Source organism: Viridibacillus sp. d25.2 (assembly GCF_055456015.2).
Map to the genome: position 1 here is coordinate 3403446 of NZ_CM196652.1, position 25964 is coordinate 3429409.

General features: G+C 34.5%; 26 protein-coding genes and 3 pseudogenes. 11 read left to right on the forward strand and 18 right to left on the reverse strand.

All coding sequences use genetic code 11. The features are described from left to right. Positions 1–77: 77 nt before the first annotated feature. Both ACZLO7_RS16810 and ACZLO7_RS16815 read right to left on the reverse strand, forming a co-directional pair. Complete coding sequence (locus tag ACZLO7_RS16810) at positions 78–347, reverse strand: YqkE family protein (protein WP_464937456.1); 270 nt, start codon at positions 345–347, stop codon at positions 78–80. Between the two features lie 14 nt (positions 348–361). After that, positions 362–1546 carry an acetyl-CoA C-acetyltransferase gene (locus ACZLO7_RS16815; protein WP_464937455.1) on the reverse strand — a complete coding sequence of 395 codons (1185 nt, stop codon included), beginning with the start codon at positions 1544–1546 and terminating at the stop codon, positions 362–364. Positions 1547–1628: 82 nt separating this feature from the next. Between ACZLO7_RS16815 and ACZLO7_RS16820 the strand changes: the two genes are divergently transcribed. Then, a complete protein-coding gene (locus tag ACZLO7_RS16820) occupies positions 1629–2525 on the forward strand; it encodes a hydroxymethylglutaryl-CoA lyase (protein WP_464937454.1) in 897 nt (298 codons plus the stop codon). A 13-nt stretch (positions 2526–2538) separates the two neighbouring features. Next, positions 2539–3489, forward strand: a complete 951-nt coding sequence (locus ACZLO7_RS16825; RefSeq protein WP_464937453.1) for an alpha/beta hydrolase — start codon at positions 2539–2541, stop codon at positions 3487–3489. 10 nt (positions 3490–3499) lie between these two features. On the opposite strand, the gene ACZLO7_RS16830 is transcribed toward ACZLO7_RS16825, so the two are convergent. The 6 genes from ACZLO7_RS16830 to yneA all read right to left on the reverse strand — a co-directional run bounded on the left by ACZLO7_RS16830 (position 3500) and on the right by yneA (position 7762). Continuing rightward, on the reverse strand, positions 3500–3721 hold the full coding sequence (locus ACZLO7_RS16830) for a YneF family protein (protein ID WP_427748672.1): 222 nt from the start codon (positions 3719–3721) through the stop codon (positions 3500–3502). A gap of 93 nt (positions 3722–3814) precedes the next feature. Further along, positions 3815–4255: a sporulation inhibitor of replication protein SirA gene (sirA, locus tag ACZLO7_RS16835; RefSeq protein ID WP_464937452.1), complete on the reverse strand. Its 441-nt coding sequence runs from the start codon at positions 4253–4255 to the stop codon at positions 3815–3817. A gap of 144 nt (positions 4256–4399) precedes the next feature. Next, entirely contained in the window at positions 4400–6400 is a 2001-nt protein-coding gene (gene tkt, locus ACZLO7_RS16840) for a transketolase (protein ID WP_464937451.1), read from the reverse strand. 91 nt (positions 6401–6491) lie between these two features. Beyond that, a complete protein-coding gene (locus ACZLO7_RS16845) occupies positions 6492–6728 on the reverse strand; it encodes a DUF896 domain-containing protein (protein WP_464937450.1) in 237 nt (78 codons plus the stop codon). Positions 6729–6794: 66 nt separating this feature from the next. After that, positions 6795–7451 carry a YneB family resolvase-like protein gene (locus ACZLO7_RS16850; RefSeq protein ID WP_464937449.1) on the reverse strand — a complete coding sequence of 219 codons (657 nt, stop codon included), beginning with the start codon at positions 7449–7451 and terminating at the stop codon, positions 6795–6797. Beyond that, positions 7448–7762 carry a cell division suppressor protein YneA gene (gene yneA / locus ACZLO7_RS16855; protein ID WP_464937448.1) on the reverse strand — a complete coding sequence of 105 codons (315 nt, stop codon included), beginning with the start codon at positions 7760–7762 and terminating at the stop codon, positions 7448–7450. The genes ACZLO7_RS16850 and yneA overlap by 4 nt, the downstream gene beginning before the upstream one ends. 167 nt (positions 7763–7929) lie before the next feature. Here yneA and lexA point away from each other — a divergent pair, with 167 nt between their 5' ends. The 3 genes and pseudogenes from lexA to ACZLO7_RS16870 all read left to right on the forward strand — a co-directional run bounded on the left by lexA (position 7930) and on the right by ACZLO7_RS16870 (position 9694). Continuing rightward, a complete protein-coding gene (gene lexA, locus ACZLO7_RS16860) occupies positions 7930–8550 on the forward strand; it encodes a transcriptional repressor LexA (protein WP_464937447.1) in 621 nt (206 codons plus the stop codon). A gap of 346 nt (positions 8551–8896) precedes the next feature. Then, positions 8897–9289, forward strand: coding sequence for a hypothetical protein (locus tag ACZLO7_RS16865; protein WP_464937446.1), 393 nt, complete (start codon positions 8897–8899; stop codon positions 9287–9289). Between the two features lie 164 nt (positions 9290–9453). Beyond that, positions 9454–9694, forward strand: a pseudogene (locus ACZLO7_RS16870) (GlsB/YeaQ/YmgE family stress response membrane protein). Between the two features lie 188 nt (positions 9695–9882). On the opposite strand, the gene ACZLO7_RS16875 reads toward ACZLO7_RS16870, so the two are convergent. The 6 genes from ACZLO7_RS16875 to ACZLO7_RS16900 form a co-directional block, all read right to left on the reverse strand. After that, positions 9883–11253: a lytic polysaccharide monooxygenase gene (locus ACZLO7_RS16875; protein WP_464937445.1), complete on the reverse strand. Its 1371-nt coding sequence runs from the start codon at positions 11251–11253 to the stop codon at positions 9883–9885. A 639-nt stretch (positions 11254–11892) separates the two neighbouring features. Then, entirely contained in the window at positions 11893–12057 is a 165-nt protein-coding gene (locus ACZLO7_RS16880; RefSeq protein WP_464937444.1) for a hypothetical protein, read from the reverse strand. 198 nt (positions 12058–12255) lie between these two features. Continuing rightward, the gene (locus ACZLO7_RS16885; protein WP_464937443.1) at positions 12256–13092 is read right to left on the reverse strand and encodes a polysaccharide deacetylase family protein; all 837 of its coding nucleotides are present in this window, start codon (positions 13090–13092) and stop codon (positions 12256–12258) included. 372 nt (positions 13093–13464) lie between these two features. After that, on the reverse strand, positions 13465–14148 hold the full coding sequence (locus ACZLO7_RS16890) for an N-acetylmuramoyl-L-alanine amidase family protein (protein ID WP_464937442.1): 684 nt from the start codon (positions 14146–14148) through the stop codon (positions 13465–13467). A 118-nt stretch (positions 14149–14266) separates the two neighbouring features. Further along, positions 14267–16066 (reverse strand): sensor histidine kinase, encoded by a 1800-nt coding sequence (locus ACZLO7_RS16895; protein ID WP_464937441.1) that lies wholly within the window; start codon positions 16064–16066, stop codon positions 14267–14269. Next, a complete protein-coding gene (locus ACZLO7_RS16900; protein ID WP_464937440.1) occupies positions 16063–16749 on the reverse strand; it encodes a response regulator transcription factor in 687 nt (228 codons plus the stop codon). Before ACZLO7_RS16900 ends, ACZLO7_RS16895 begins: the two co-directional genes overlap by 4 nt. A 247-nt stretch (positions 16750–16996) precedes the next feature. Here ACZLO7_RS16900 and ACZLO7_RS16905 point away from each other — a divergent pair. Further along, positions 16997–17355, forward strand: a pseudogene (locus ACZLO7_RS16905) (Tn3 family transposase); the annotation flags it as partial. Positions 17356–17512: 157 nt separating this feature from the next. Here ACZLO7_RS16905 and ACZLO7_RS16910 read toward each other — a convergent pair. After that, a pseudogene (locus ACZLO7_RS16910) lies at positions 17513–17986 on the reverse strand (hypothetical protein); the annotation flags it as partial. 865 nt (positions 17987–18851) lie between these two features. Here ACZLO7_RS16910 and ACZLO7_RS16915 point away from each other — a divergent pair. Further along, positions 18852–20276, forward strand: coding sequence for an anion permease (locus tag ACZLO7_RS16915; protein ID WP_464937439.1), 1425 nt, complete (start codon positions 18852–18854; stop codon positions 20274–20276). 169 nt (positions 20277–20445) lie between these two features. On the opposite strand, the gene ACZLO7_RS16920 is transcribed toward ACZLO7_RS16915, so the two are convergent. The 3 genes from ACZLO7_RS16920 to ACZLO7_RS16930 all read right to left on the reverse strand — a co-directional run bounded on the left by ACZLO7_RS16920 (position 20446) and on the right by ACZLO7_RS16930 (position 22128). Further along, a complete protein-coding gene (locus ACZLO7_RS16920) occupies positions 20446–20655 on the reverse strand; it encodes a DUF3923 family protein (protein ID WP_464937438.1) in 210 nt (69 codons plus the stop codon). Positions 20656–20862: 207 nt separating this feature from the next. Beyond that, complete coding sequence (locus ACZLO7_RS16925; RefSeq protein ID WP_464937437.1) at positions 20863–21747, reverse strand: alpha/beta fold hydrolase; 885 nt, start codon at positions 21745–21747, stop codon at positions 20863–20865. A gap of 201 nt (positions 21748–21948) precedes the next feature. Beyond that, entirely contained in the window at positions 21949–22128 is a 180-nt protein-coding gene (locus tag ACZLO7_RS16930; protein ID WP_464937436.1) for a hypothetical protein, read from the reverse strand. Positions 22129–23029: 901 nt separating this feature from the next. Between ACZLO7_RS16930 and ACZLO7_RS16935 the strand changes: the two genes are divergently transcribed. The 4 genes from ACZLO7_RS16935 to ACZLO7_RS16950 all read left to right on the forward strand — a co-directional run bounded on the left by ACZLO7_RS16935 (position 23030) and on the right by ACZLO7_RS16950 (position 25862). Continuing rightward, positions 23030–23356 carry an ArsR/SmtB family transcription factor gene (locus ACZLO7_RS16935; protein WP_464937435.1) on the forward strand — a complete coding sequence of 109 codons (327 nt, stop codon included), beginning with the start codon at positions 23030–23032 and terminating at the stop codon, positions 23354–23356. 2 nt (positions 23357–23358) lie between these two features. Beyond that, positions 23359–23619, forward strand: coding sequence for a hypothetical protein (locus ACZLO7_RS16940; protein ID WP_464937434.1), 261 nt, complete (start codon positions 23359–23361; stop codon positions 23617–23619). A 172-nt stretch (positions 23620–23791) separates the two neighbouring features. Then, a complete protein-coding gene (locus ACZLO7_RS16945) occupies positions 23792–24598 on the forward strand; it encodes a hypothetical protein (RefSeq protein ID WP_464937433.1) in 807 nt (268 codons plus the stop codon). 304 nt (positions 24599–24902) lie between these two features. Then, entirely contained in the window at positions 24903–25862 is a 960-nt protein-coding gene (locus ACZLO7_RS16950; RefSeq protein WP_464937432.1) for a tyrosine-type recombinase/integrase, read from the forward strand. Positions 25863–25964 lie beyond the last annotated feature (102 nt).

Genomic DNA, 25964 nt, shown 5'->3' on the forward strand with positions numbered 1-25964 from the left:
AACTTTCAAAACTACTTTTTATACTAAACAAATTAACTTGCTAAGCTATTTTAAATAATCTACATACATATCGTCTATTAACTATTAAATTTTGAGCCTTTATCGCCATACTCATTGAGTAATTCTTCAAACGATTTATTCTTTTCACGTTGCTTACGTTCAAACGCTAATTTAGCATCTCGTTCTTCCTGAGCAACTTGCTCTTTTGCGACAAGGTCTTTTTTAGCAAGTTTTAATTTCTCTAACACATCACCATTAAGTTGGTCTTTTAATGTTAATCCCTCGTCTTTTAAAGATTGTTGTCGTACTGGTTGTTGTCTTTGTTGTTGTTTTTTCTTTTTAGCCATTTCCAAACTCCTTCTTACGCTCTTTTTACGATTGTTGCAACACCTTGACCTCCACCGATACAGAGTGTAGCAAGACCTGTTTTAGCATCTCGATTCTCCATTTCATGGAGTAGCGTTACTAATATTCTAGCACCACTTGCTCCAATTGGGTGACCTAAAGCAATTGCACCTCCATTAACATTTAATTTCTCATGGTCAAATTGCAATTCTCGGTCAACTGCAATCGATTGTGCAGCAAATGCTTCATTCGCTTCAATTAAGTCAATCTGCCCTAACTCTAGCTGCCCTCTCGTTAAGGCCTTTTGTACTGCTTTCACCGGTCCACTCCCCATTACAGCTGGATCAACACCTACACTGGCGTTTGAAACAACTGTTACGAGTGGTTTAATGCCCAACTCGTCAGCTTTTGCTTTGGACATTACAACAAGTGCGGCTGCACCATCATTAATACCAGAAGCATTACCCGCTGTTACAGATCCTTCTTTCTTAAACGCTGGTCGTAACTTGCCTAAATTTTCAGCTGAAGTTCCTGGTTTTACATATTCATCTGTATCGAATATGATTGGCTCGCCCTTCCGCTGAGGAATTTCTACTGGAACAATTTCTTTTTTAAATTTACCCTCTTCTATCGCAACTACAGCCCTCTCTTGAGAACGTGCTGAGAAGCCATCTTGTTCCTCACGGGAAATTGAATATTGGTCACACAAATTTTCAGCTGTAATCCCCATATGATAATCGTTAAATGCACACCATAGACCATCTGCAATCATACTATCAACTACCTTTTGATCGCCCATACGGAAGCCTTCACGTGCATTTTTCAACAAATATGGTGCTTGACTCATATTTTCCATTCCACCTGCAACGATAATATCTGAGTCTCCTGAGATTATTGCTTGGGTTGCTAAATGGACAGCTTTAAGACCTGACCCACAAACTTTATTTATCGTTAAGGCAGAAACTTCTTGTGGAAGGCCTGCGAAAATAGCTGCTTGCCGAGCTGGATTTTGCCCTAGACCAGCTTGTAATACATTACCCATAATCACTTCATCAACTTGTTCAACAGGCACCCCTACCTTTGACAATGCTTCTTTAATAACAATTGCACCCAGTTTTGTTGCTGGCACATCCTTTAACGTTCCTTGAAAACTCCCAATCGCTGTACGTACAGCGCTCACAATTACAACTTCAGTTGTCATAATTATTCCCCCTTGTTTAAGTATGAAAATATTTGCTAATATGTACATCCCTTCCTTACAATAGAGTATAGGAGGGGATGTTATGTTCAGTTTACCAAATAATGCGACAATTATCGAGGTAGGTCCAAGAGATGGCTTACAGAATGAAAAAAACTCAATTGAGACTAATGTGAAGCTTGATTTCATTAAATGCTTGCAGGATGCAGGCATTAAAGAAATGGAGTTAACTTCTTTTGTTTCACCAAAATGGGTGCCGCAAATGGCAGATGCAGAAAAAATAGTTAAGAATACTGCTAAAGTTGGCAGACAATTTGTATTAGCACCGAATGCTACAGGGGTGGAGCGTGCGGTGGAAACTGGTGCAGGGGCAATTGCCGTTTTCGTTGGGGTTAGTCATTCATTTAATAAAAAAAATATTAATAAAAATACTGAAGAAGCCATGGATAGTTTAGCTCCTGTCGTGGCAAAACTGAAAGAGCAAGGGAAATTTGTACGCGCTTGTATATCAACAGCGTTTTATTGTCCATATGAGGGAAAGATTGAAGTTGAAGATACAATTGCTTTATGTAAAGTATTTGCGAGTTGGGGTGTAAATGAGTTAAGTGTTGCAGATACAATTGGCATGGCCAATCCTGTAGAAAGTTACACACTATTTAAGCGTTTGAAAGAAGAGTTACCTGAGTTACTCTTGACTGCCCATTTTCACGACACACGGAAAATGGCGTTAGCAAATATATTTGCTGCACTACAAGCTGGTGTAGACAGATTTGATACATCAGCAGGTGGTCTTGGCGGTTGTCCTTTTGCGAAAGGTGCTACAGGAAATGTTGCAACAGAGGATGTTGTACATATGCTAGAAAGTATAGGAGTTCACACAGGGATTAACGTCGAAAAAGTTTGCGAAGCGGCAAGAATTGTCGAACCATTGATTTCCGGAACAATCGACAGTGGTCAGTTCCGGCTCTTTAAGCAAAAGTAGAGGAGTGATGATCATGAAAAAACGATTGCTTTGGATCTTAGCGCTTATTTCGGGTACTCTTGGTGCCATTACGGCGATTCTCGGCTACTTATTTTCAAGTCGTATTATGTATATGAAAAACAAAGATGCAGCCTTCATATTACAAAGAGAAAAGGAAGCAAAGCGTTTTGACGAAGTTTGGTTTGAGCATGTAAATAAGGAAGAGATGTGGGTCGATTCCCCAAATGGCTATTCAATTAAAGCCATTCACTTCCAACCTTTACAAACTAAAAACACTATAATTATTTGCCATGGTGTTACGGAAAATAAGATTAATTCCGTAAAATATGCTCGTCTTTTCGAGCGCTTAGGCTTTAACTCAGTCGTTTATGATCATCGCAGACATGGTGACTCTGGGGGTAAAACAACAAGCTACGGTCATTATGAAAAATATGATTTACAAGCGGTCATGAAAACTTTGAAGCAAAAGTTAGGTGGTGAAGGCATAATTGGTGTACAAGGAGAATCTATGGGTGCTGCTACTACATTATTATACGCTGGCACATTGGAGGATGAAGCCGACTTCTACATTTCTGATTGCGCCTTCTCTGATTTTTCAGAGCAATTATACTACTTAATGATGAAACAAACACCACTACGTAATAGTATAGCCATTAAACTCGCAGGTGTTTTCTTAAGAATGCGTGATGGATACTCATTGAAGAGTATCTCACCTAAAGAGGCTGTAACTAGAATTGAAAAGCCTATCTTATTTATTCATAGTCTCCCAGATGACTTCATCTTACCTGAAATGACAATTGAAATGTATAGCTTAAAACCTGGCCCTAAAAAGTTAAAACTTTTTGATGTAGGTCCTCATGCACAATCCTTTAATATGAACCAAGAAGCCTATGAACTGTTAGTAGCTGATTTCTTAAAAGAATTTGTCTTTAAAGATACAGACAAAAAAATAGCACTCAATTGAGTGCTATTTTTTATTTACTGCTTAATTTATTCATTGAGTTCATCATTTGTTTGATTTGTTTTTCAGACGGTTTACGTCCCATTTGAGACATCATTACTCGTAGCATTTGTTCGTTAATCGGTGGGTTGTCTTTTAAGTACTTCATCATATATTGACGGGCAACAAAGAAACCGATAGCTATTCCTGCTATTAATGCCACGATAACAAGTATAATCCATAACGTAGTATTCACTGGTTTTCCTCCTCCAAGTTTCTTATGCGAGAAAACTATCTCCAACAAGGATTATACAATAAAAAACCACTACATACTACTGTTTGACAAGATTTATCGTCTTTCGTGCAAATGGAATTTAAGCGGTTTTAACCAACCACATTCCATTTCATCTTTATTAAATCCGATAAAACAATCACTTAATTTTGATAATGTTGCAAATAAATCTAACTCGAGCATGCGTGACCCAACACAGACAACAGCTATGTAGTAAGGAAAAATATCAATTTGGATTTCCCCTTTAAATTCATTCATCAAAAAGATTTGGTGATCCTTTGTTTGAATGCCAGAAAAGCTATTACCTAGTTGTTGTTGGATAATTTGTTCAATTTGCACCATATCCAAAGGCTCACATAAGTAGGAGATTTCTTGCGTCGGATGTATTGCATGCTCATACGTATTTGAGGATTGAATGAAATCGAATAGTAAACGTTCTCTACCATAAACAAAAGCCTGATGTTTCTTTTTCACATGAAAGATTGAGTATACTCGCAAGATTACCACTCCTCTCTTGTAAACAGTATAGCAAACATCGCAAGAACATTTTGTCAATTGACGTCCGATTTAAAGCACTTTATTTGTCAAAAAAGAAAAAGTAGAGGAAAAAATCCTCTACTTTTCAATATTAACGCTATTTCCTTAAGCGAATAACGCTTTTACTTTTGCAACTACATTTTCTACAGTGAAGCCATATTCTTTCATAACAATTTCGCCTGGTGCACTCGCACCAAATTTATCAATTGCTAGAACATCACCTTCGAAGCCAGTATATTTATGCCAGCCAAATGATGAACCCATTTCAATTGCTAAACGTTTTGTGATTGTTCTTGGTAATACTGCCTCTTTATATGCTGCATCTTGAGCTTCAAAACGATCAAATGATGGCATAGAAACAACTGATACTTCGATACCTTCAGTAGCTAATTGTTTTTGAGCTTCTATAGCAAGACTTACTTCTGAACCAGTCGCTAAAACTAGTGCATCAGCTACCTCTTTATTAGCTTTTGAAACAACATAAGCGCCTTTAGAAACACCATCAGCTGCTAGTGAAGCTGAGTGATCTAACACTGGTAAGTTTTGACGTGAAAGAACTAAAACTGTTGGTTGATTCTTAGATGATACTGCTAATTTCCAAGCTTCAGCAGATTCGTTTGCATCTGCAGGACGAATAACAGTAAGATTTGGCATAGCACGTAATGCAGCTAGATGTTCAACTGGTTCATGTGTTGGACCATCTTCACCAACAGCGATACTGTCATGTGTAAATACATATGTTACAGGTAGTCCCATTAATGCAGATAGACGAATTGCTGGACGTACATAGTCACTGAAGACGAAGAATGTACCACCAAAGACGTTAACTCCACCATGAAGAGCCATACCGTTTAGAGCCGCACCCATTGCAAATTCACGAACACCGAACCAAATGTTACGGCCTTCTGGAGTTTCTGCTGAGAAATCGCCTGCATTTTTAATAGTTGTTTTATTTGAACCTGCTAAGTCTGCACTTCCTCCAAAGAATGAAGGTGTATTTTTTGAAAGTGCGTTTATCACTTCACCAGAAGATGAACGTGTAGCAATAGATTTACCTGCTTCATAAACAGGTACTTCTGATGCGAAATCTTCTGGAAGCTCCCCATTCATCGCATTTACAAACTCTTCTGCAAGTGCAGGATATGCTTTTTTATAAGCTTCAAATTGTTCATTCCAAGTAGCTTCAGCAAGAGTACCTTGAACTTCTGATGCTTTTTTAAATGTTGAATACACATCTTCAGGTACATGGAATGGTTCGTGTGGCCATGAATAGTGTTCTTTAGTAAGTTTCACTTCATCAGTACCTAATGGAGCACCGTGAGAGTCAGCTTTACCTGATTTATTTGGTGATCCGTATCCAATAACTGTTTTCACTTCAATAATAGTAGGTTGGCCTTTATGTTCTTTTGCTTGTTCAATGGCTGCATTTATTGCTTCAATATCATTACCATCAGCTACATGAATGTAGTTCCAGTTATATGATCCAAAACGCTTTTGAACATTTTCTGAGAATGATTTATTCAAATCGCCATCTAAAGAGATGTCATTGCTATCATAAAGCACGATCAGTTTTTCAAGTTGTAAGTGACCTGCTAGAGAAATTGCCTCAGCAGCGACGCCTTCCATCAAATCACCATCGCCACAAAGTGCAAACGTATAATGATCCACTACTTCATGTTCTGGTTTATTATAAACACCCGCTAAGTGGCTTTCCGCCATTGCCATACCGACAGCCATCGCAATACCTTGACCTAATGGGCCTGTTGTTGCTTCAACTCCAGCTGTATGACCGTATTCTGGGTGACCTGGTGTTTTGGAATCCCATTGACGGAAATTTTTGATTTCCTCCATTGGTAAACCATATCCACCTAAGTGTAATAAGCTATATAATAGCATTGAGCCATGACCTGCTGATAAAATAAAACGATCGCGGTTAAACCAATTAGGGTTTGAAGGATTGTGACGAAGTTGTTTTGTCCAAAGAGTATAAGCCATTGGCGCAGCCCCCATTGGTAATCCTGGGTGACCTGAATTAGCTTTTTCAATAGCATCAATAGACAAAGTTCGAATTGTGTTAATAGCAAGCTGATCTGCTTGTTGAGTCATTTTTAATAGACATCCTTTCTTAAGCTAAATATTGTACTATTACAGTGTAGTCAACATTCTTATATAAAACAATGCTTTCTATAAATTGTGCTTAATTTAAAAGATTATTCTTATTTTGTTTTTGACGTAATTTCTCAGGAGTCACTTCATTTCCCTCTGGATCGAAAACGCGGACATTTTCAATTGTCTCACGCATTGAAGATCGGAATGTGTCTAAATACTCTTTTCGAAGTGCTGTTTGCTCCTTTGCTTCCTCTACAGTCAAGCCTTGTGCTTTTGATTTTTTTGAAAGTACACTTATACGTTGTAATTTTTCTTTTGATAACATTATTTTCTCACCTTTCATACAGACATTAATACAAAGGTATGCAAAAAAGACCGCAAGCGCAAGCTTTTAGTCTTTTTTTTGCTCTTTTAACTCCATAAATCTACGATGAATCGTCGCTTTACTAACTTGGAAACCTAATCCTCTTAAAGTATCTGTAATTTCTTCAAACGTCATACCCTTTTGTCTAAGTTGGATTATTTGTTCAATTGGAACATCTATCCGATCTCGTCCTTCAGGATTCCCTCGATCTTTTAAATTTTTCTCTGGTCTGTACCCGTTCTGAACAGCTCTCCGCATCCCTCTGCGGATTTTAGCATTATGTAATTTACGTTGATACTCTTCAACAATTGCTAATATTTCTAACAACATAGCATCCATTTCATTTAATCGAACATGACCTGCATCACTTAAAGTAAAAATGTCTGTATTCGTTTTTTGCAATAAATGAAGTACCGCCATTCGACCATTCCCACGTCCTAAACGTGTTTCATCTTGTACAAACAGTGTTGGTTGATCATAGTCCTTTACACATTCGAGTAAATCAAGTAATCCTTCACGATCAATATCATATCCACTATGTCGATCTGAAAAGACTTGAGCAACTTCATAGCCTTTACTCGCTGCAAATTCTCTTAACTCAATCTCTTGCCTTTCAAGCGAAGTATCTTGTGTATCTTTTTCTGTACTAACACGACAATAGAGTATTGCTATTTTCTGTTTCATTTTTTATCACTCGCCACTTCTACCCCTATATTTTGAACTTTAATATTATCATGTTCTGGAACTATTAGAGTATGCCCCGCATATATCGTATCGTCAATTAAATTGTTTTCATTCTTAACCTTTGATATCCATTCATGGTCAGCCATTTTACCTTTATATCTATTCGCCAGAGAAATTAGAGTATCCCCGTCGTGAACTTTAATCTCTTTATATGAAGTATTCCCACTATTTGCAAACACTAAAATCAATGTGAAGATTACGCAAAACCCAAAAAGCAATGTAATATATTGATATTTTTTTAACCAACTCATACTGATTCTCCCCTTTATTCGAATACCTGTTCGGAATGTATGTTCTAAATATAAACAGAACACTTGTTTTTGTCAACGACTTTTTCGAACTTATGTTTGCATTGTTTGTTCGCTAATGCTATACTATTAATAACTTTTACATAGTATGAGATAAAGAGGTGATTGGATTGAAAAAAGTATCGAAAAGACAAGAAGACATATTGGGTTTCATCAAAGAGGAAGTTCGCACTAAAGGATACCCGCCTTCCGTCCGTGAAATTGGTGAAGCAGTTGGTCTTGCATCAAGTTCTACAGTCCACGGACATCTTGCTAGACTTGAGAGCAAAGGACTAATTCGACGAGATCCAACGAAACCTCGTGCAATCGAAATATTAGATCAGCAAGATTCTACAATTGCAAAACAAGGTGTTGTACATGTACCACTAGTTGGTAAAGTTACTGCAGGCCTTCCTATTACAGCAATTGAAAATATTGAAGAATACTTCCCAATCCCAGATTCTTATGGGACAACTGAAGACCAAATTTTCATGCTTGAAATCATGGGTGAATCTATGATAGATGCTGGTATATTAGATGGAGACTATGTAATCGTGAAACAACAAGCCACTGCAAATAACGGTGAAATTGTTGTAGCGATGACAGAGGACAATGAGGCAACTGTTAAGCGATTCTTTAAAGAGGAATCTTATTTCCGCTTACAGCCTGAGAACTCTTCTATGGAGCCAATTATTGTAGATCAAGTTTCCATTTTAGGTAAAGTAGTCGGTTTATATCGTAACGTTTTATAAAAGTCAACCATACAGGATTGTAAGAATCATTGTTAATTTATTTGATTCTTACAATCTTTTTATATACATAACGAAGATATATTTAATATAATCGATCGTTCCTTCTCACGTAACTCCTATTGTATTAGTATTCGGACCTAGTCCCCATTTTATTTGAATTTAGTACGCTACTGTTTCTTCAAGAACACATGTAAAATCAGCAATAGGTAATATAAGGGCGCGAATAATAATGCAAATTAATTTCAAAAATGAAGATGACGTTTTAACATTAAAAAATAATAACTATGCCGATTACTTAGACAGTTACTTGGAATTTTCCTTTTATCATAAATCAAGGAGAATCTAAATGAAAAACTTTATTATGCTATCGATATCTATAGTTTTATTATTAATTAGTGGATGTTCTCAAACAAATCTAAAAGAAAATAAAGATTTTACAGAGATCATTGGTGATATATCGGTATCTAAAATTGAAGTTGTTGATGGGAGAAACAGGAAAAGACATAGTATTACTGAAAAAGAAAAAATAAAACAATTTAATCAGCTTTTAAATGCACGGGCGTATAGTGAATTTGAAGAGCATGAAGTAATAAAGGGATATATCTATAGTGCTACTCTTTATAGCGACAACAAAGATGTTAAAATAACATTTCAAGACGGTGAAATAAGTATTGATAAAACTTATTATTCACTCGATAAGCCGATATCAGAAAAAGCTATATCCAATCTGTTAAAGTGAAAAAAACAGTTTAAAAGAGGATTGATGTATCAATCCTCTTTTTTGAAGAGTTGCAGTTTAATCAATCTCTTTTACAAAAACTCACTCCACATCAAAACCAAACCCATGTATTTTGTTCAATCTTTATTCAAAATATGTGGGTTTCTCAATTATAAACTAAGCGTTTGCAGCATACTTTTAATCAAACTTTATTTCAAAGCTACAGTGGGATTTTAGCGTGGTTAGCAGGAGGAATTAAAGGTAATATTATCGCAGGTATTATTGGGGCTTGTTTTTGGCGGAAAATTATTAGGCAAATGGGGTTCAACATTAAGTGATTTTTATATTATCCCGACTTTAATAGGTGCAATCGTATTAATCCTAATCGTAAGTGTCATTACGAAATTGATGAATAATAATACGTGATAAAGACCTGGGCTAGTTGCTCAGGTCTTTGTTTTTTTATCCATAATTAGATAAAAAAGAGCCATCGCTATATTCAGCTTTGGCTCTTTTAATACACTAATCTAATTACAAGCCAATGTCATGTTTATTTTCATCTTTTCACATCAAAACCCTCTAACCTATCTATTTCTATTTAAGTTGTACTTAAATTAAATCGCTTTCCATAACGATAAGGAAAATATCCAGTTTGGATCGCCGTTTCCTTGATAACTTTGAACCGCTTCATATTTTTTTCCCTGATGTTCTACTCTATTACCCTTTGTATATGCTTTATACGGATTCCATTGTTCATAAGAGGAACTCTGCTCTTTTGTCTTAACAGTAAGAATATTACTTTTAATTGATTCATTTCCAGATGCATCAACTGCCGTAACTGTATACTTATATGTTGTATTTGACTGTAAGTTCTTGTCCATAAATGATGTAGTGTTGGATGTTCCAGCTGCTATCAGTTGTCCACTTGATGTTTCTCTGTATACAACATAATGGTCAACTGCTATATTGTCTTCTGATGGACTCCACATTAAGTCTACACTAGATGATGTTTGCCCCATACTATGTAGTCCTTTTGGTTGGGTTGGTGCTTCATTATCTGGAACTTTATTTCCTGTCTTTGCAACAACAGCTTCACTTTCTTGTGAAACATTTCCTGCTGCATCTATGGCCTTCACTGTATACTTATATTTTGTATTAGCCGTTAATTTTCCATCTGTAAATGTAGTTCCTGGTACCGTTCCAATTACTTTTCCATCACGTAATACTTGATATTCTTTTACCCCTACGTTATCTGTAGAGGGCTCCCAGTTTAATTTCACACTGTTTTCTGTAACTTTCGCTACATATAATTTTTGTGGTTGTGTTGGAGCTTTTGTATCCGAGTTTTCATTATTAATTAAATTAACATCGATTACACTATAGAAAGCGTTTGCAGTATCAGCTATATCCCAAACAGCCAAAATCACATGGTATCCGCTTCGATCTGTTGGTACGTTAATTTTATGCGATGGATTATTAGATGCTGTAGAACCGTTATGTTGTATAACTCCAATCGGATCAAGAACAGCACGGGTTAAAGGTTTATTAGGATTCCATCCTTTTTTTGTAATATAATAGTGCCATTTGCTCGTTGCATGCAGTGCAGTATATTTCCATGTGAAAGTATTTTCACCACCAGTGATTGTATTCTTAAACCAACGATCTGTAGATTGTTGGTCAAGAATTCCACCAAACATACCACCAGCTGAAGCAATTTTTCCGTCTGCCGGCCCATCTTGTGGGAACCCTTTTGGTGCTTCTAAACTCTGCGGTTCATACATTACATTTCCACAACTCAAGTTAAGCGCTCCATAATTTGAACTACATAACGCAGCACGACTACTAGGTTTTTCTACAAATCCATGAGCGTTTGCGTTCTCAGGTATTAAAGTAATTCCCAAGATACCTGTTGCTAATATAAAAGCACTTACTCCCGTTTTTCTTTTACTTATTTTCGTTAAACCAAATGAAAGTTTATTATTCATTGTATTAGTCCCCTTTACTTTTCTACTTATTACATGACAAATAAATATCTATATTCGAGGATTTTGATGCAAAAAGATAAAAACTATATTGATCAATATTAATGCTATAAAATCTAAACACTAAGCATTTTTACACTATTACTCACCTCCGTATTCAGGGTCAATATACTTACACCAATAATTATATCGTTCACTAAATAAATTTTCTTTAAATTTCCCCATTGTATTAAATGTCAATTTTCGCACTATAAAATCTAAAGACTAGCTATTTATGCCCTGTTTTTTATTTTCGTTTTTAAGAGCCAATATACTTACACCATTATATATCGGACAGTTTTTCTAAAAGTTTATAAAAATAGTAAAATTAGAGAATTCGTTTTTATACAAATAAAAAACCCATCCAAACAGATGGGGTTATTTTTGATACCTATTTGATTTAAGCTAGTAAAAATTTCAGATGTCCACCTGTATTATCCATGATCTCAATCAAGCAGATACCCATTGACCACGTATATCTCTGTCTGTGAACATTTAGGAATTCTACTTTTGGTGCTACATCTGCATCAGAATCTGCTTCCTCTATCTTTGAAGCACCGTGTTACTGGGTCGGTACGGCATGGACATGAAATTACTAAGACATTAATAGAGTTGATTATTGCACTTCGGTGGCTTAATACTACTACCCCCACCATCGTTTCCTTTACTAGGTGGTGTAGCAGAAAATGCATTTGTGCTTGTAGCGAACGATAAACTCAAGACTAATAAAGCTCCAGCAATAGACAACATCGACTTTTTCTTTTTCATCAATACCAACCCCTCCATTAATACATTCCTAGATTTGTTATATCCTGCATTTTCGTTTAAATCCTTTTTTATTTTTATTATTTTTTAAAATAATCGCACTCATTCAAACGAATAATATAGTCAGCCCTACACATCGTGTATAAATGCCTCTAATCATTCGCTAGTAAAAACTACTATCTAAAGATAACCATTTATATGCTATAGACGTTGATCTTTCTGGAAATTCACACGGAAATGATCCGCGTCATTGTAAACTCCAAATTCATATCCTTGTTCTCTATAAAATTTAATAATTTTAGGAAGTGCTTGTAGTGTTTGAGTTTTCTCATGCATTAAAACAACTTCTACTTCTTCGGTCGTTTGCTCTTTAATATTTGCTAGGATTTGGTTTGGATTTCCAGCTAGGTCCCAATCATATGAATCGATAGTCCAATCCCAGACTTTTATTCCAGACTCTACTATTTGATTACGAATTTCCTCATTCTTTAATCCTGGTGCAGAACCATACGGTGGACGAACTAATTTAGGGTTTGTACCTGTAATATCATGTATAAGAGCTAACGTCTCTTTCATCTCTGGCACAAATTGCCCGTTGTTATATAGCTTATTACTATTGTGTGTCATACTATGTGCACCAATATAATGCCCTTCTTTTACCGCTTGCTTTACATTTTCCTCAAAACTTGTATTTTGCAAATTACTTCCCTGCATAAAAAATGTTGCTTTAATATTTTGTTTTTTTAGTACTTCTAAAAATTGCCCTGTTAATTTGCTAGGACCATCATCAAATGTTAAATAAACAACTTTCCCAACTGGTTTTCCATCCGGTCTTCTTTTCTTTATCGGTGATGTTTCATTTTGCTGTGTGGTAACTGTTTTACTACTTTCTTTAGCTATTTTATGTACTATTACTTTCGCTGGAGTTGGGTTGAATTTTCCAATTAAATCGAACATGAAAAAAGCTGTTGCTAGAACAACTCCTAGCGATATTACTACCTTAGCTATTACACTAATTTTTCTTTGTGATTCTTTCATTATTTGTTTATCCTCTCACTATTGACATTTATATTAATTGTTTATAATGCTGAACCTTTGCGCACTTGAATTTATTTTCAGCCGGTTATTACAATAAATAGCTTAATAAAGAAAGATAAAGATAAAATGCAGATAAGGTCGAAACCAGTTAAAGAATAATTAATTGTATTTACTTAAAAACAAACATTCTCGTTCTAATAAAGTTGAGTTATTTCCCAAATTCGAAAATTTGTGTTTCACCATAAAAATAGTGAACAAACTATTCAATTGTCGATAAATAAACGTGTATGAAAACTATGCAACCAAAATAAAAAAATACTATCCTTCCTGATTAAGGAAGAAAGAATAGTATTTTTTTATCTATCTATTTTGTTACATAGTAAAATATTTAATAATGCCATCAACAATACCTTTTTTCGATTTCACTTGGAATTCTTCTGAATTCATTCTTTTTTCATCACTCTCATTAGAAGTAAACCCTAACTCAATTAAGATAGCCGGTGAAGGATTTTCCCTTAAAACAAGGAAATCACTCGCTTGAATACCTCTATCTCGAGTATCTATATTTTGATTGAAAATAGCTTTTTGAACTACCTTAGCTAACTGTTTATCTTTTCTTTTATTAGCTCCATAATGCGTTGTTATTCCTTTTACATTTGTATCCTCGAAAGCATCGTGGTGAATGCTGATATAAAGATCCGCCACATAGTCTTTAGCTATTTTGACACGTGCTTGTAATTCCTCTTTTTGCTTCGTCTCTGCCAATAAGCTAAAATCATTTTCACGTGTCAATATTACTTTTGCATTAGTTCTTTCTTCTAGCTCTTTTTTTATATTTTGAGCTACTTTTAGATTAAGGTCTTTTTCAATTGTTCCAAGCTTATTTCCTTTTGTCCCTCTATCTCCTCCACCATGTCCTGGATCAATTACAATTGTTTTTCCATTCAAGCGCAAATCTCCCTTGGATGCATTGTTCTTTCCTTTGTCATTTATCAAGCTAAAACCTGTACCTATTACTAATATAATTAATAAAAGCAAAATCGCTCTTTTTTTCATTTTACCAATCTCCTTATCAGCTTTTAATTCAGTTTCTAATGAAGATATTAATGAATGCTGATAAAGATAAAGTGCAGATAAGGTCAATTTTGTTTAAAAATAAAAAAAGCGTGTAGAATTAAAATTCTACACGCTTAGTTAAATAGAAGAAAAATATTACTCCGTCTGTAGTATTTGATACACCAAACTCTACACCATGCAGTTCTAAAATATTCTTTGAAATAGCAAGGCCTAACCCAGTTCCACCTTTAGAGCGTTGACGAGGCGTATCTCCTCGATAAAAACGATCCCATATTTTCTCTAAATGTTCTGGCGCAATATGCGCTCCTTTATTTTCTACACATACTTTCACGCGTTCATTTTCTTCTGTAGTCGAAACAATAATACTCTCATTTTCAGGCGTGTAACGAATTGCATTAGTAATAAAGTTAGTAATAACTTGTTCGATTCGATGTTGATTAGCAACTACCTTAATTTTAGAAAGTTGTTTATATACATATAGTTGTTTCTTTGCTATATCTGAAGTTAATTGCTCGCATATATACTCAACAATCTCATCAATATAGAAAACATCCATTTCCATTTTATACGTACCAGACTCGAATTTTGCTAACTCCAGCATATCAATTATGAGCATATCCATTTTATCTACTTCTTTTGACATTGCATTAAAGTAATAATCCTTTTTATTACTAGCAACACCGTCTTCCAATATGGAAATACAGCTCTTCATAATACTTAAAGGTGTCTTTAACTCATGTGAAACACCTGCGATAAATTCTTTACGTGTATTTTCTAATTGTTTTTCTTTCTCTATATCTTGTTGCAGTTGATTTATATACGAATGCAAAGTTTTAGAAAGTATATTAATATTGTGTGATAAATCACCTATTTCATCTTTTGTAGTAATAGGTATCGTCTCTGAAAAATCCAAATCTGCAATTTTTTTTGTAGTATCATTTATTTGTAACAATGGTTCAGCGATTTTTTTTGAGTAGTAAAATGATGCCAAAACAATAAGAAACAGAACAAGTATAATTAAGTATACATAATAATCTTTTATCATTTGTGCAGCCTCATCAACGGGTTGTAATGACGTCATAGCAAAAATATAATTTGTCTTACCATTTGTATCTTTTGTTGGTTTGATTAATATTTTATATTTAATACCATTTTCTTCATAATCCATTATATCTGTAGAAGTAAAATTATTGTGTTCTTCATTTAATATTAAATTTACTTGAAATTGTTTTATCCTGTCTATGAACACACGGTTTCCATAAATAGAATTGGTTCCAACCGTATTCTCCAATAAATGTACGCTCTTAATGCTTCCTGTTAAATATAATGACGAACTTTTTTCAGATGAAGGTTCCGTTTCATCTATTTTTCCATATAACTTTCTAGACAGTTGTATGTTTTCTAGTGCAGAATTCCCCTCTTTAAATGTTAAAATTGCAGGAACTACTTGATCTTCTTTTTGTACGCCATCAATAATAATATGATTTCCTTGTTTTAATCTATACTTTATCATTTGCATATCTTCTATATTGACTAAACTATACAACGGAATACTGATTACACGATAAGAAAAAAGCTTGTTTCTAGAAGGATCTAATTGAATTTCTAAAGAAAAATCATTTGCATATTTTATATTCCCTATACTGTCTAGCGTTGTAATCCATGTCGCATTCTCCTGATAAAAATTTTGTTCTAATTTTTGGATTTTCCCCGCGTCATCACCAGCTTTAACATATACTTTTTCAAAGGATTGAATATTCGTTTTAATATCATTAACTTTTCGATTCGCGTAGTATTGCTTAAAAAATATGGTTTGTCCAATAAAAATGGTTGCTAAAATAAGTGTGCATAATGCTGTTGTTAGTATAAATAATTTTAAGACAATTCCTTTTTTCATAGCTGTCCCTCAAATTTATAACCAGCTCGCACAACAGTTACAATACAAGTTGCACTATTTCCTAATTTATGACGTAAATTACGGATATGACTATTAACTGTACGATCATCACCAGCGAATTCATATCCCCAAATTTTAGTGATTAGTTGTTCTCTTGTAATAATAATCCCTTGATTTCGCATTAAATATGTTAATATTTCAAATTCTGTATGTGTCAAACTTACAGCTTCTCCACCTACAGTTACTTGACGGGAGGGAATATGCACATGGATGCCACCACTAGTTAAGGTGTCCTCATTTGTTGTATTAACTGTCGAAGAATATCGACTTTCAATTAGTCGTTTGGCTCTCGCTAATAGAATAGGGGGACTATATGGTTTGGTAACATAATCATCTGCTCCTAGTTCAAATCCAAGTAAGGTATCATCCTCATCTACCCGTGCTGTTAGCATAATAATAGGTACATTAGATATCTTACGAATTCGTCGACATACCGTCCAACCATCTAATTCCGGTAACATAATGTCCAGAATAATTAAATGTACCTCATGTTCTTCAAATAAAGTTAGTGCTTCTTTCCCATCAGTCGCCTCTAGCACCTTATACCCGTCGTTTAATAGATAATCCTTCATAATTTCACGTAAAATATCTTCATCTTCCACAATTAAGACTGTTTTTTGCATATTCTATCTTCCCTACGATTTATTTTATTTTTACCGAAAAATAATTCCTTTTATAGTTTAGCCATTTAAAGTCTTTCACTATTCTCATCAGTAATAAATGTAACATAATAATATGGAGATAATAACATGCTGGTATAAAGATAAAATGCAGAGATAAACTTAAAATCTATTGTAAATTTGTAGTTATAGTTGATGGAGGTACATAAAACCAAACGCTAATCTTGGCGAATCGCTTATTAAAGCTAGAGATGGAGATGGAACTATTAGCAGGCATTATTATGAAATGGCTGTTTTAACTGAACTAAGAAATTCTATTCGGTCAGGTATAAATCTTTTAGTGGTAGTGGACAACATAAGGATTTTGATGAGTACCTTATTTCAAAAGAAGAGTGGAACGAGATTCAACCTGAAACACCCGAGTTAGCGGTTAGTCTATCTGCTCATGAATATTTAGAAGAACGAACAGCTTCAAAATGGATATCAAGTCGTATAGGCAAATTAAATGGGGGTACCACAAGAAGCAAAAAATTTTAACTCATCTCTTTATGACTTACTTCCACGTGTGAAGCTCATTGGACTGGTTTCCATGAACAGTTTGTTCATGCTCACACCATACCATCTCTTAATTATCTAATATATTTTTTAATATTCACTTCAACACACTGTCTGAACAGCCCAAAGATTCCCTACTTAAGTACCCCGGTAGTTCAATAAGAAAAAGGCTTTACTCCTTCTTGAAGTAAAGCACTCGTTTATCCCTTGTTCAATTAGTCTTGACAGCCGTAATTTTGCAAGTTGAAATTGCAAATCTAACTAAATCAGAATTTATTGGTAAAGTACCTAACACTATGCCAAGACCTGTTTGTTCCACGTTAAAACCTACTGCAATAGCACCATTACTTGCTAAGAGATTCACTGTAGAACCGATAAGTGCATTCAGCAATTGTCTAATTGGTCGTTCACGACAATCACATTCGCATCCAGAACTAGCAGGTGGCAACAAATTAATAATAGGACCTGGTGGTAAAAATCCTACCCCTAATACATCAGAAATATTTACCACAAAGGTACCCTCTACACCTGTAACAGTAACTAGAAAATCATTTACTCCATCAATAGTGTATAAAAAAAAGAGAGGTTGTTGATTTGGTTCGTCTGCAATAGTTGCAAGAATTACAGTTTCCCCAACAAGTTGCTGTAAGACGTACTGAAGTGGAGAGACACAACAGTCACAAAGACTCAAACAAGGTGGGGCGTTAGGAGAGCAACAACAACTATTAATTGCCGTGTACTTAACCGGTGGACAACATTCGTTAGGTTTTATTCTAGTAATCTTCCTTTTTTCGGACATAATTCCACCTCCACATTTCTTATATAATATGTTTTTTAAGAAATACGATATGGGATTACTACCTAAGCAGGTTCTTATTGAACAAACCTGCTCCTTTAGTTGAATAAGAAAAATCGCTGTTTTAGCCATTTCGGCTAATTGTAATTCACTTTAAAATGCATTTAGGAGTCCTCCTTGTAGGTGTTGATTCAATGGTCGTTGACACTGGCATCATACTAGAGGACTCTTTTTCTTTCAAGATCGAGGGGGTTCCCTCGCCTACAGCCAATCTTTTTCCCTTCATTCATAAGTTCAAGTTTTTTCATATTCCAATAACAAGTACGGATTCTTCCCTACTCCCCCTACTTCAAAATTCTTACTTTCGACTATTGCTCACCCCAATCTCCCTTTATTCAAACACCAGTCTTATTTGAATTGAAAATTTCATCAATCTTTATTAATAATTATCGAACTTTGTTATAAATGATAATCTTTTTAACAAAGCTACAGTTCACGAGACGTTTGTATTAATGAATGAGTAAATCTATTGTGATCTTTCTACCTTCGAGTTCTGGTGAGTTTAAAAAAAAACACATAGAATATGAAAAATTCTTTTCATTAGGACACGAATTAGTTATAATATTTAAGTTTTCAAGGGTGCATAGTTAATAATTTAGATTGGTTAAACTCAATGTGAGTAACCAATGATGGGGAAAATGTTAGACGAAGGGCGTTATTGTTATAGAACATAGACTGAAAGGAGTTTGTTGGCATGAAAGAAACATCAGGAAGTACGATAAAGTGGATTCCTTTCTTCATTACCATTGCAATTGGTACTATTATTTGGTTTATACCGGCACCTGCTGGAGTAGAAGAAAGTGCATGGCATTTGTTTGCTGTTTTTGTTGCAACAATTGTCGGTTTTATTTCAAAACCATTACCTATGGGAGCCATTTCAATTATTGCTATGGCAGTGATCGCGGTAACTAATACGCTAACAATTGAAGAAACGCTTAGTGGATTTGGTAATTCGACGATTTGGCTTATCGTTATTGCGTTCTTTATTTCTCGTGGATTTATTAAGACGGGGTTAGGCGAGCGTATAGCTTATGTATTTGTTCGGTTATTTGGAAAGAAAACGTTAAGCTTGTCGTATTCTTTATTGATAAGTGATTTAATTTTGGCGCCTGCTATTCCGAGTAATACGGCACGTGCAGGTGGTGTGATTTTTCCTATTATCCAATCTTTATCACGTACATTTGGTTCTAAACCAGAAGATGGTACAGAACGTAAAATGGGAGCCTTTCTTTTGACGGTAGGATTTCAAGGGAACTTGATTACATCTGCTATGTTTATGACAGCTATGGCAGCCAATCCTTTAATTGTTAAGCTAGCGAGTGATACGGCTGGTGTGACAATAACGTGGTTTGGGTGGGCAGCTGCTATGATTGTTCCAGGTTTAGTAGCGTTGATTGTTGTTCCATTTATTATCTATAAGATTTTCCCTCCAGAGATTAAACAAACTCCGGAAGCAAGTCGAATTGCGAAAGAGAAATTAGATGAGTTTGGGCCATTAAAAAGCTCTGAGAAACGCATGATTGCAGTGTTTATTGTTGTTTTAGGACTTTGGATTGGTGGGGATTCTTTAGGCATTGGTGCCACAACAGCTGCTTTAATAGGGCTTTCTTTACTTTTATTATTAGAAGTACTAACATGGTCAGATATTAAAAATGAACAAGGAGCCTGGGATACGCTTGTTTGGTTTGCGACGCTCTTTATGATGGCCTCTTACATGAACAAGCTTGGACTGATTCCGTGGTTTAGTAAAGAGGTCAGTTCGTTTGTGTCTGGCTATAACTGGATGTTTGCGGTATTGATATTAGTACTTGTCTATTTCTATTCACACTATTTCTTTGCAAGTTCTACAGCACATATTAGTGCCATGTATGCCGCGTTTCTATCTGTTATGCTTCAAGCGGGAGCACCAGCTATGCTTGCTGTGGTCCTATTAGCAGCATTCAGTAATTTATTTGGTGCCACAACTCATTACGGTTCTGGTCCTGCTCCTGTATTCTTTGGTGCAGGTTATATTGAACAGAAAAAATGGTGGACGGTAGGCTTTATTGTCTCAATCGTTACGATTCTCATTTTTATTATTATAGGTGGCTTTTGGTGGAAGCTACTTGGTTATTGGTAGATAGCATTGAGCACGGCTACACAAGGACAACAAGTCTTTTTAGCCGTGCTCTTGTAATTTTTTTTCTTCTTTTAGAGTCTCTTTTGTGAAGACTTCTATGATTGGCTAAAATCTTGACGTATGTACAGATTTTCAAGTTAACTAAATACGAGCGATAATAATTCTACATTCAATATTTTAGTTTTTTGACAAAAAATAACCATACTAATTGGATAAACATAATAATTACGAATAAAATACCTACTATTATGAAAGTTATAGCTTTTATTTCAGGAGTTTGAACTATTCCAGCTCCATCAACTTCCCTTAAACCAATAATTACTGCACCTAATGCAAAAATAACCAACCAAAAAATATTTGCAAACCACCATAATTTCATCTTATTTCCCGCTTTCTTTAAATTAAACAGTAACAATAAATGTAATACAATAAAAATAACCCTTATAAGTAAAGAAAAATAAAAACCATATACTAACTTACTAGGATAAGTAAATTTTAACATTTTTTAATTATTCTTTCTATACGCCTAGAGTCTGAAATAAAATCAGTCTTAACACTTATTACTTATCTTAAATTAATCTCCTCGTTAGTTTAATAAGGCATTGATTTTATCAATTGATTGAACTATAATATCGGGCCTATCAATATGTATTGAATGACTTGCTTCTTGTGCAATTATAAATTTACTATTTGAAGTAAGATTAACTTGGTTCATAATAAGTTCTTGCCACTTTTCTTCAAATAACCTTAACTCCCACTCTGGCAATCCCTCCATAGTGCCTAACTTAATGTTGTGCTCTTTATCTCGACCAATAACAATTAATGGTATATCAAGGCATACTACCAAATTCTTTATAATATCTCCATCCACCTTCCAATTACTAATTTCAGAATGCATTGCCTTGTATAAAGAAGGATTTATCTGGAAATTTATTAAGCGCTGTTGAATATCACCCGGGAGTAGCTTCTGTTTTTTTGTTAGAGTAGGCTTAATAACTTCACCTAATTCTTCACTTTTCATTTGAGAATAAGAATGACATTTTTCCATCCAAAATTCATCGGTTGACCCTTCATTTAAAACAGGTAAATCCAAATCATCTAATTCCTTTAAATCAACAGAAGTTGAATCTACTAATACTATTCCAGCAACCTTTTTAGGATGTTCTTTCACAAAATGTTGTACACATAACCCACCATAGGAATGACCAACTAATACAACGGGTTCAGATAATTTAAGTAAATGTATCATCTCACTTACTTCGTTTACGACTGTCTGTGTGTTACGGACTTCATCACGAATTTCACTTGCGCCTAGGCCTGGTCTATGGAACATTATAACTCGATTTGATTTACTTAATGACTCTGTTACTTCGTACCATTCTTCGAATGAACAACCCATTCCTGTAAAAATAATTATTGGTGTCCCATTTTCCCCTTTTTGAAGTATCTCAACCTTGTTTTGATTTATCATTAAAAATTGACTAATTTTACTCACCCTTTACTTAAATATCAATTAATATATGGTTTTCTTGTTTAACTAAATACCTGTTAGTACAATAAGTTCAACAAAAAAGAGCGTAATCCTTCTTGGATTAACGCACCGTGGGAATTGTCGGGATAATGCGGTTATTTAATGCTTCAAATGACTAGAGCTATATGATTTACTGCTTTTTCAATCTCGCTCATCTTCTAATACCTCCAATCCAATTAGCAGCTGTGTCCATTCAGCTATTTTCAACGATAATTTTGCAAATTGTTCATACGTTAGCTGTCCATTTTCATGCTTGCGTTCCATACTTATGAAATATTCGTCTTGCTGGGCCACAATAAATTCGCGCTCCTCATGTGTCATACGTTACCCTCCTGATAGATTGAACCGTTTAGCTAATTCATATCTATTTTCGCCAATTCGACGGTTAGTAATCCCTTTTGTAGTGATAAGTATTAACACTAAGATTTATTTGCATTTTACCACCATTCGTCCGCGACCTCTTTGCTAGACTTCACTTTCTCCCTCATACTCCAACCCATCCAATGTGAACAATACTTCTGATTACAATTGCTGCAACTCCACCGTCAACTATGTGTAGTTTGCTTTAGTTGTTCAAGCATTTATTTCAACCTCCAGTCAACACTTCTTTCAGTCTCCTAAACGTTGTTATCGTCTGACTTATCTAGCAATCGACTTAGCTACATAACCTAACCTACACAATTACCTATAATGGCTTTATCCTCACTGCTATTAGACATTCGATAATCGGCGTTTATAACGTTCATTTAGAATGTTGTAATAAAGACCTTCTCTCGCTTCAGTCCACTTTACTTTGCCGATGTCCTCCCAAACCAACACGTCTACAGTAAGCTGGTCAAAAGGCCGTTATACATTTCACCGTCGTCATTCATACGTTCAGCATTCAAATTTATTGATACCAAACCTTACAAAATTTTAATGTAATGTAATCAAATCATACATCAAGGTTAAGGTTTAAGGGGAGTTTTAATTATCCAAGCACAAATTAAGACCTGGGTAATCCGCTTAGATTTTTTATTTTTCTTCGCAAATAAAAAAGTAAATTATTTGATTTATCTAAATTTAATAAGTTTGGTACTTTCTACTGTGTTATAACACTTAAAAACTTCAGTTAATAAAGAAGCATTTGAAATAACCAAAAACCAAAATGTTCTATCCACAATCCTTAAGATATTCAATATTTGTTTGCTATTTCCTATCATGTGTAATAAAATTATTACATATGATAAATTTAAATTCCGGCAATGAATTTCTCCGAGTTTTAGAAGCATTATCAAATCCTTACAGATTAATAATATTGGCGATTCTTTTTGAAGAAAGTCAGTATGTAAGCCAATTAGCAAGAAGATTAGGAATTAGTAGACCATTGCTTTACCTGCACTTACAGAAACTTGAGGAGGTGAATTTAGTTAAAAGTCATATGGAGATATCAGAAACTGGTAAAGCCATGAGGTACTACGAAGCTAATTTATTTCAAATTGAAATAAACAATGAAATAATTCAAAATTTTGCTCCTAGTATTACTTTGAAAAAAAGAAAGGAAGAATGAAAATGAATATGGTTTTTGATGATGGAAATGCTGCAATGATAACAATATTATTATCATTAGCTTCTTATTTAATTCCAATTATATTAATCGTAATTGGTTTTTTAATTATATTCCGCTTAATATCTCGTATAGAAAGGCGTGCAGATGAACGTGTAGAAATAGAAATGCAACAAATAGAAATGCAACAAAAACAACTAAATGAGATTTCTGAATTAAAGAGTAAAATTGATAAAATAGACAATTTATTAAAGGAAATTGATTAACCCTATTGTAAATGTTTATATTAATGGTATAATTTTGTCATTGATGTAATTTATCATTAATATATATCATAATTTTACAACAGGAGGAATCATATATGAAAAAATCGGTTTAACTATTTTAGCGACAGGAATTGCTTTTTCTTCACTTCCCTCTCTAGGTTTTGCAGAATTATTGCCTAAGCAAGAGGTATCTGGAGAGTGTGTTTCACAAACATCTGATTTAGAAAGTGTAAGAGCTTTTATTTATCATAGTAGAGAAGATAAATTGCAAATTCTACAAAACTTAAACCCTAATACTGATTCAAAAGAAATTGATCAATTACTAGAAGATTACTCAGACAATCACCCACTTCCACAAGGGGCCGAGAATTTTACAGAACAAGAATTATTTCCTGAAATTAATTTCAATGAAATTGATAATAATGTAACAATTGATATTAATAAATTTATTGAAGAAAAATTAGTATCTGAACCACAAAATACTTTTGAATTTAATAAAGACGATTCTAGGACATTAGTTTACATAAATGAAATGGGACAAACTACCATCTCATCTTTCAATATTTCGCAAGTATACAATTCATCCCCATTGGTTAGAGCTGCAACTAAACATAAGTCTGGTAGTAATGAAATGTTTATTTATAATGCTGTAGGGAAAAAAATGGTTCGTTTATGGTCATCAGCAATATTTGATTATAATGGTAAAACAGTTTCTGCATCTGTTCCTGATGGCGGTATCGAAAAACAGACTGCCGGTTCTACAACAACAATAACTAACAAGGCCGAAGGTTTAGTAAGAAACTATTCATTAGATTCTGGTGGTAAAACATATAAATATTGTGAAGTTTACACTAGAGCCTATATAGAAAGTACTATTGCGTTTAAATATGGTAACCTATTGATAAAATCTGGAACATTTGAAACGTACACAGGATCAAATGTAGATGGAAGTATATTTGGCGGCGCTGTCAAAAAATAGCTTCAAATAAAAAATATTTTAAAGACATAAGGAGAGCTATTTTTGAAACTCTCTTATGTCTTTTTTCTTTGCTTTAGCAAGTAAAAATGACCAGTCACAAGAAGACAGGGCAAAAATACTTCTTACTTGATTTTCGAGACGATTCTAGAAATACGCTTACGTACAATCATCTTTTCGATTACACACAAGGTCTATACTTTTTCTACATATAATATCGAAAAGTGGTTTCAAAACTAAAAAGGCAGCCCAAGAGCATGCTCGTCAACGCGAAATGTTAGATACCACAGAAATTGATGGTTCTCGCATGAATTTAGGCACTTATCTGAAAGAGTGGCTAGAAATGTATATTGTTGATAAAAAGAAGTTAAACACTGTCAAAACCTATCGTCATGCATTGGAAAAACATATCATCCCAGAATTAGGGATGATGCAACTTGGAGAAATCAAACCAATGCGTTACCAAAATTTTTTAGATCCAATTCTTGAAAAGGGTTTTTCTCCTGAAACTGCTAGAAGAGTTCATACCCCTTTCCGTATGGCTATGGAACGTGCTGTGGTCAATGGTTATATTTCTAAAAATCCTGCATCTCATGCAAAAATCACTAAGAAAACTGTAAAGAGATTAAAATTTCTTCAACCAGAACTTATACCAGATGTTTTAGAATTTCTTTATGAGCGTAGCTTCGGGCTTGGTATTTACTTTGAAGCATTATTTGAAAGTGGCATGCGTAAAGGCGAATGTTCAGGAATTGAGCTAGATGATATTAATTGGGCTGAAAATACCATCCGCATTGATGATTCATATAACTACAATGCTACAAGAGCTGAAAAGAAGATGGATGGAGTTAAAACTTCAGCATCTGAGAGAACGATTGTAATGCGTGAGGAATATATGAAGAAACTAAAAACGTATGTAAAGTATCGCATGGAGAAACGACAGCTAATCGGAACTTTGTATAATAAGGATAACAACTTTGTATTTGGACGTGATGATGGAACACCCTTTCCTAAATCCACGCTGTATAATGCATACAAGTCTGCAATGGAACATCTTGAGCATGAACTACTGCCAATCCATTCGACTAGACATACCCATGCAGTTATGTTGCTTGAAGCTGAGGTTCCAATGAAGGAAGTTCAGGAACGGTTAGGCCATGGATCAATTCAAATTACATCAGATATTTATTCTCACGTTACCAGAAAAATGGAAAATAAATCGATTGAGAAATTTGATGAATACATGCAAAGAAAATCAGCAAAATAAAAATCGTAAAAAATCCGTGGTAAAAATGTGGTAACTTTTTAAATGTGTTACCACGAGAGTGTGAATCGTGGTAAATAAAAAATCCGTTGAAGCTTAGAGCCT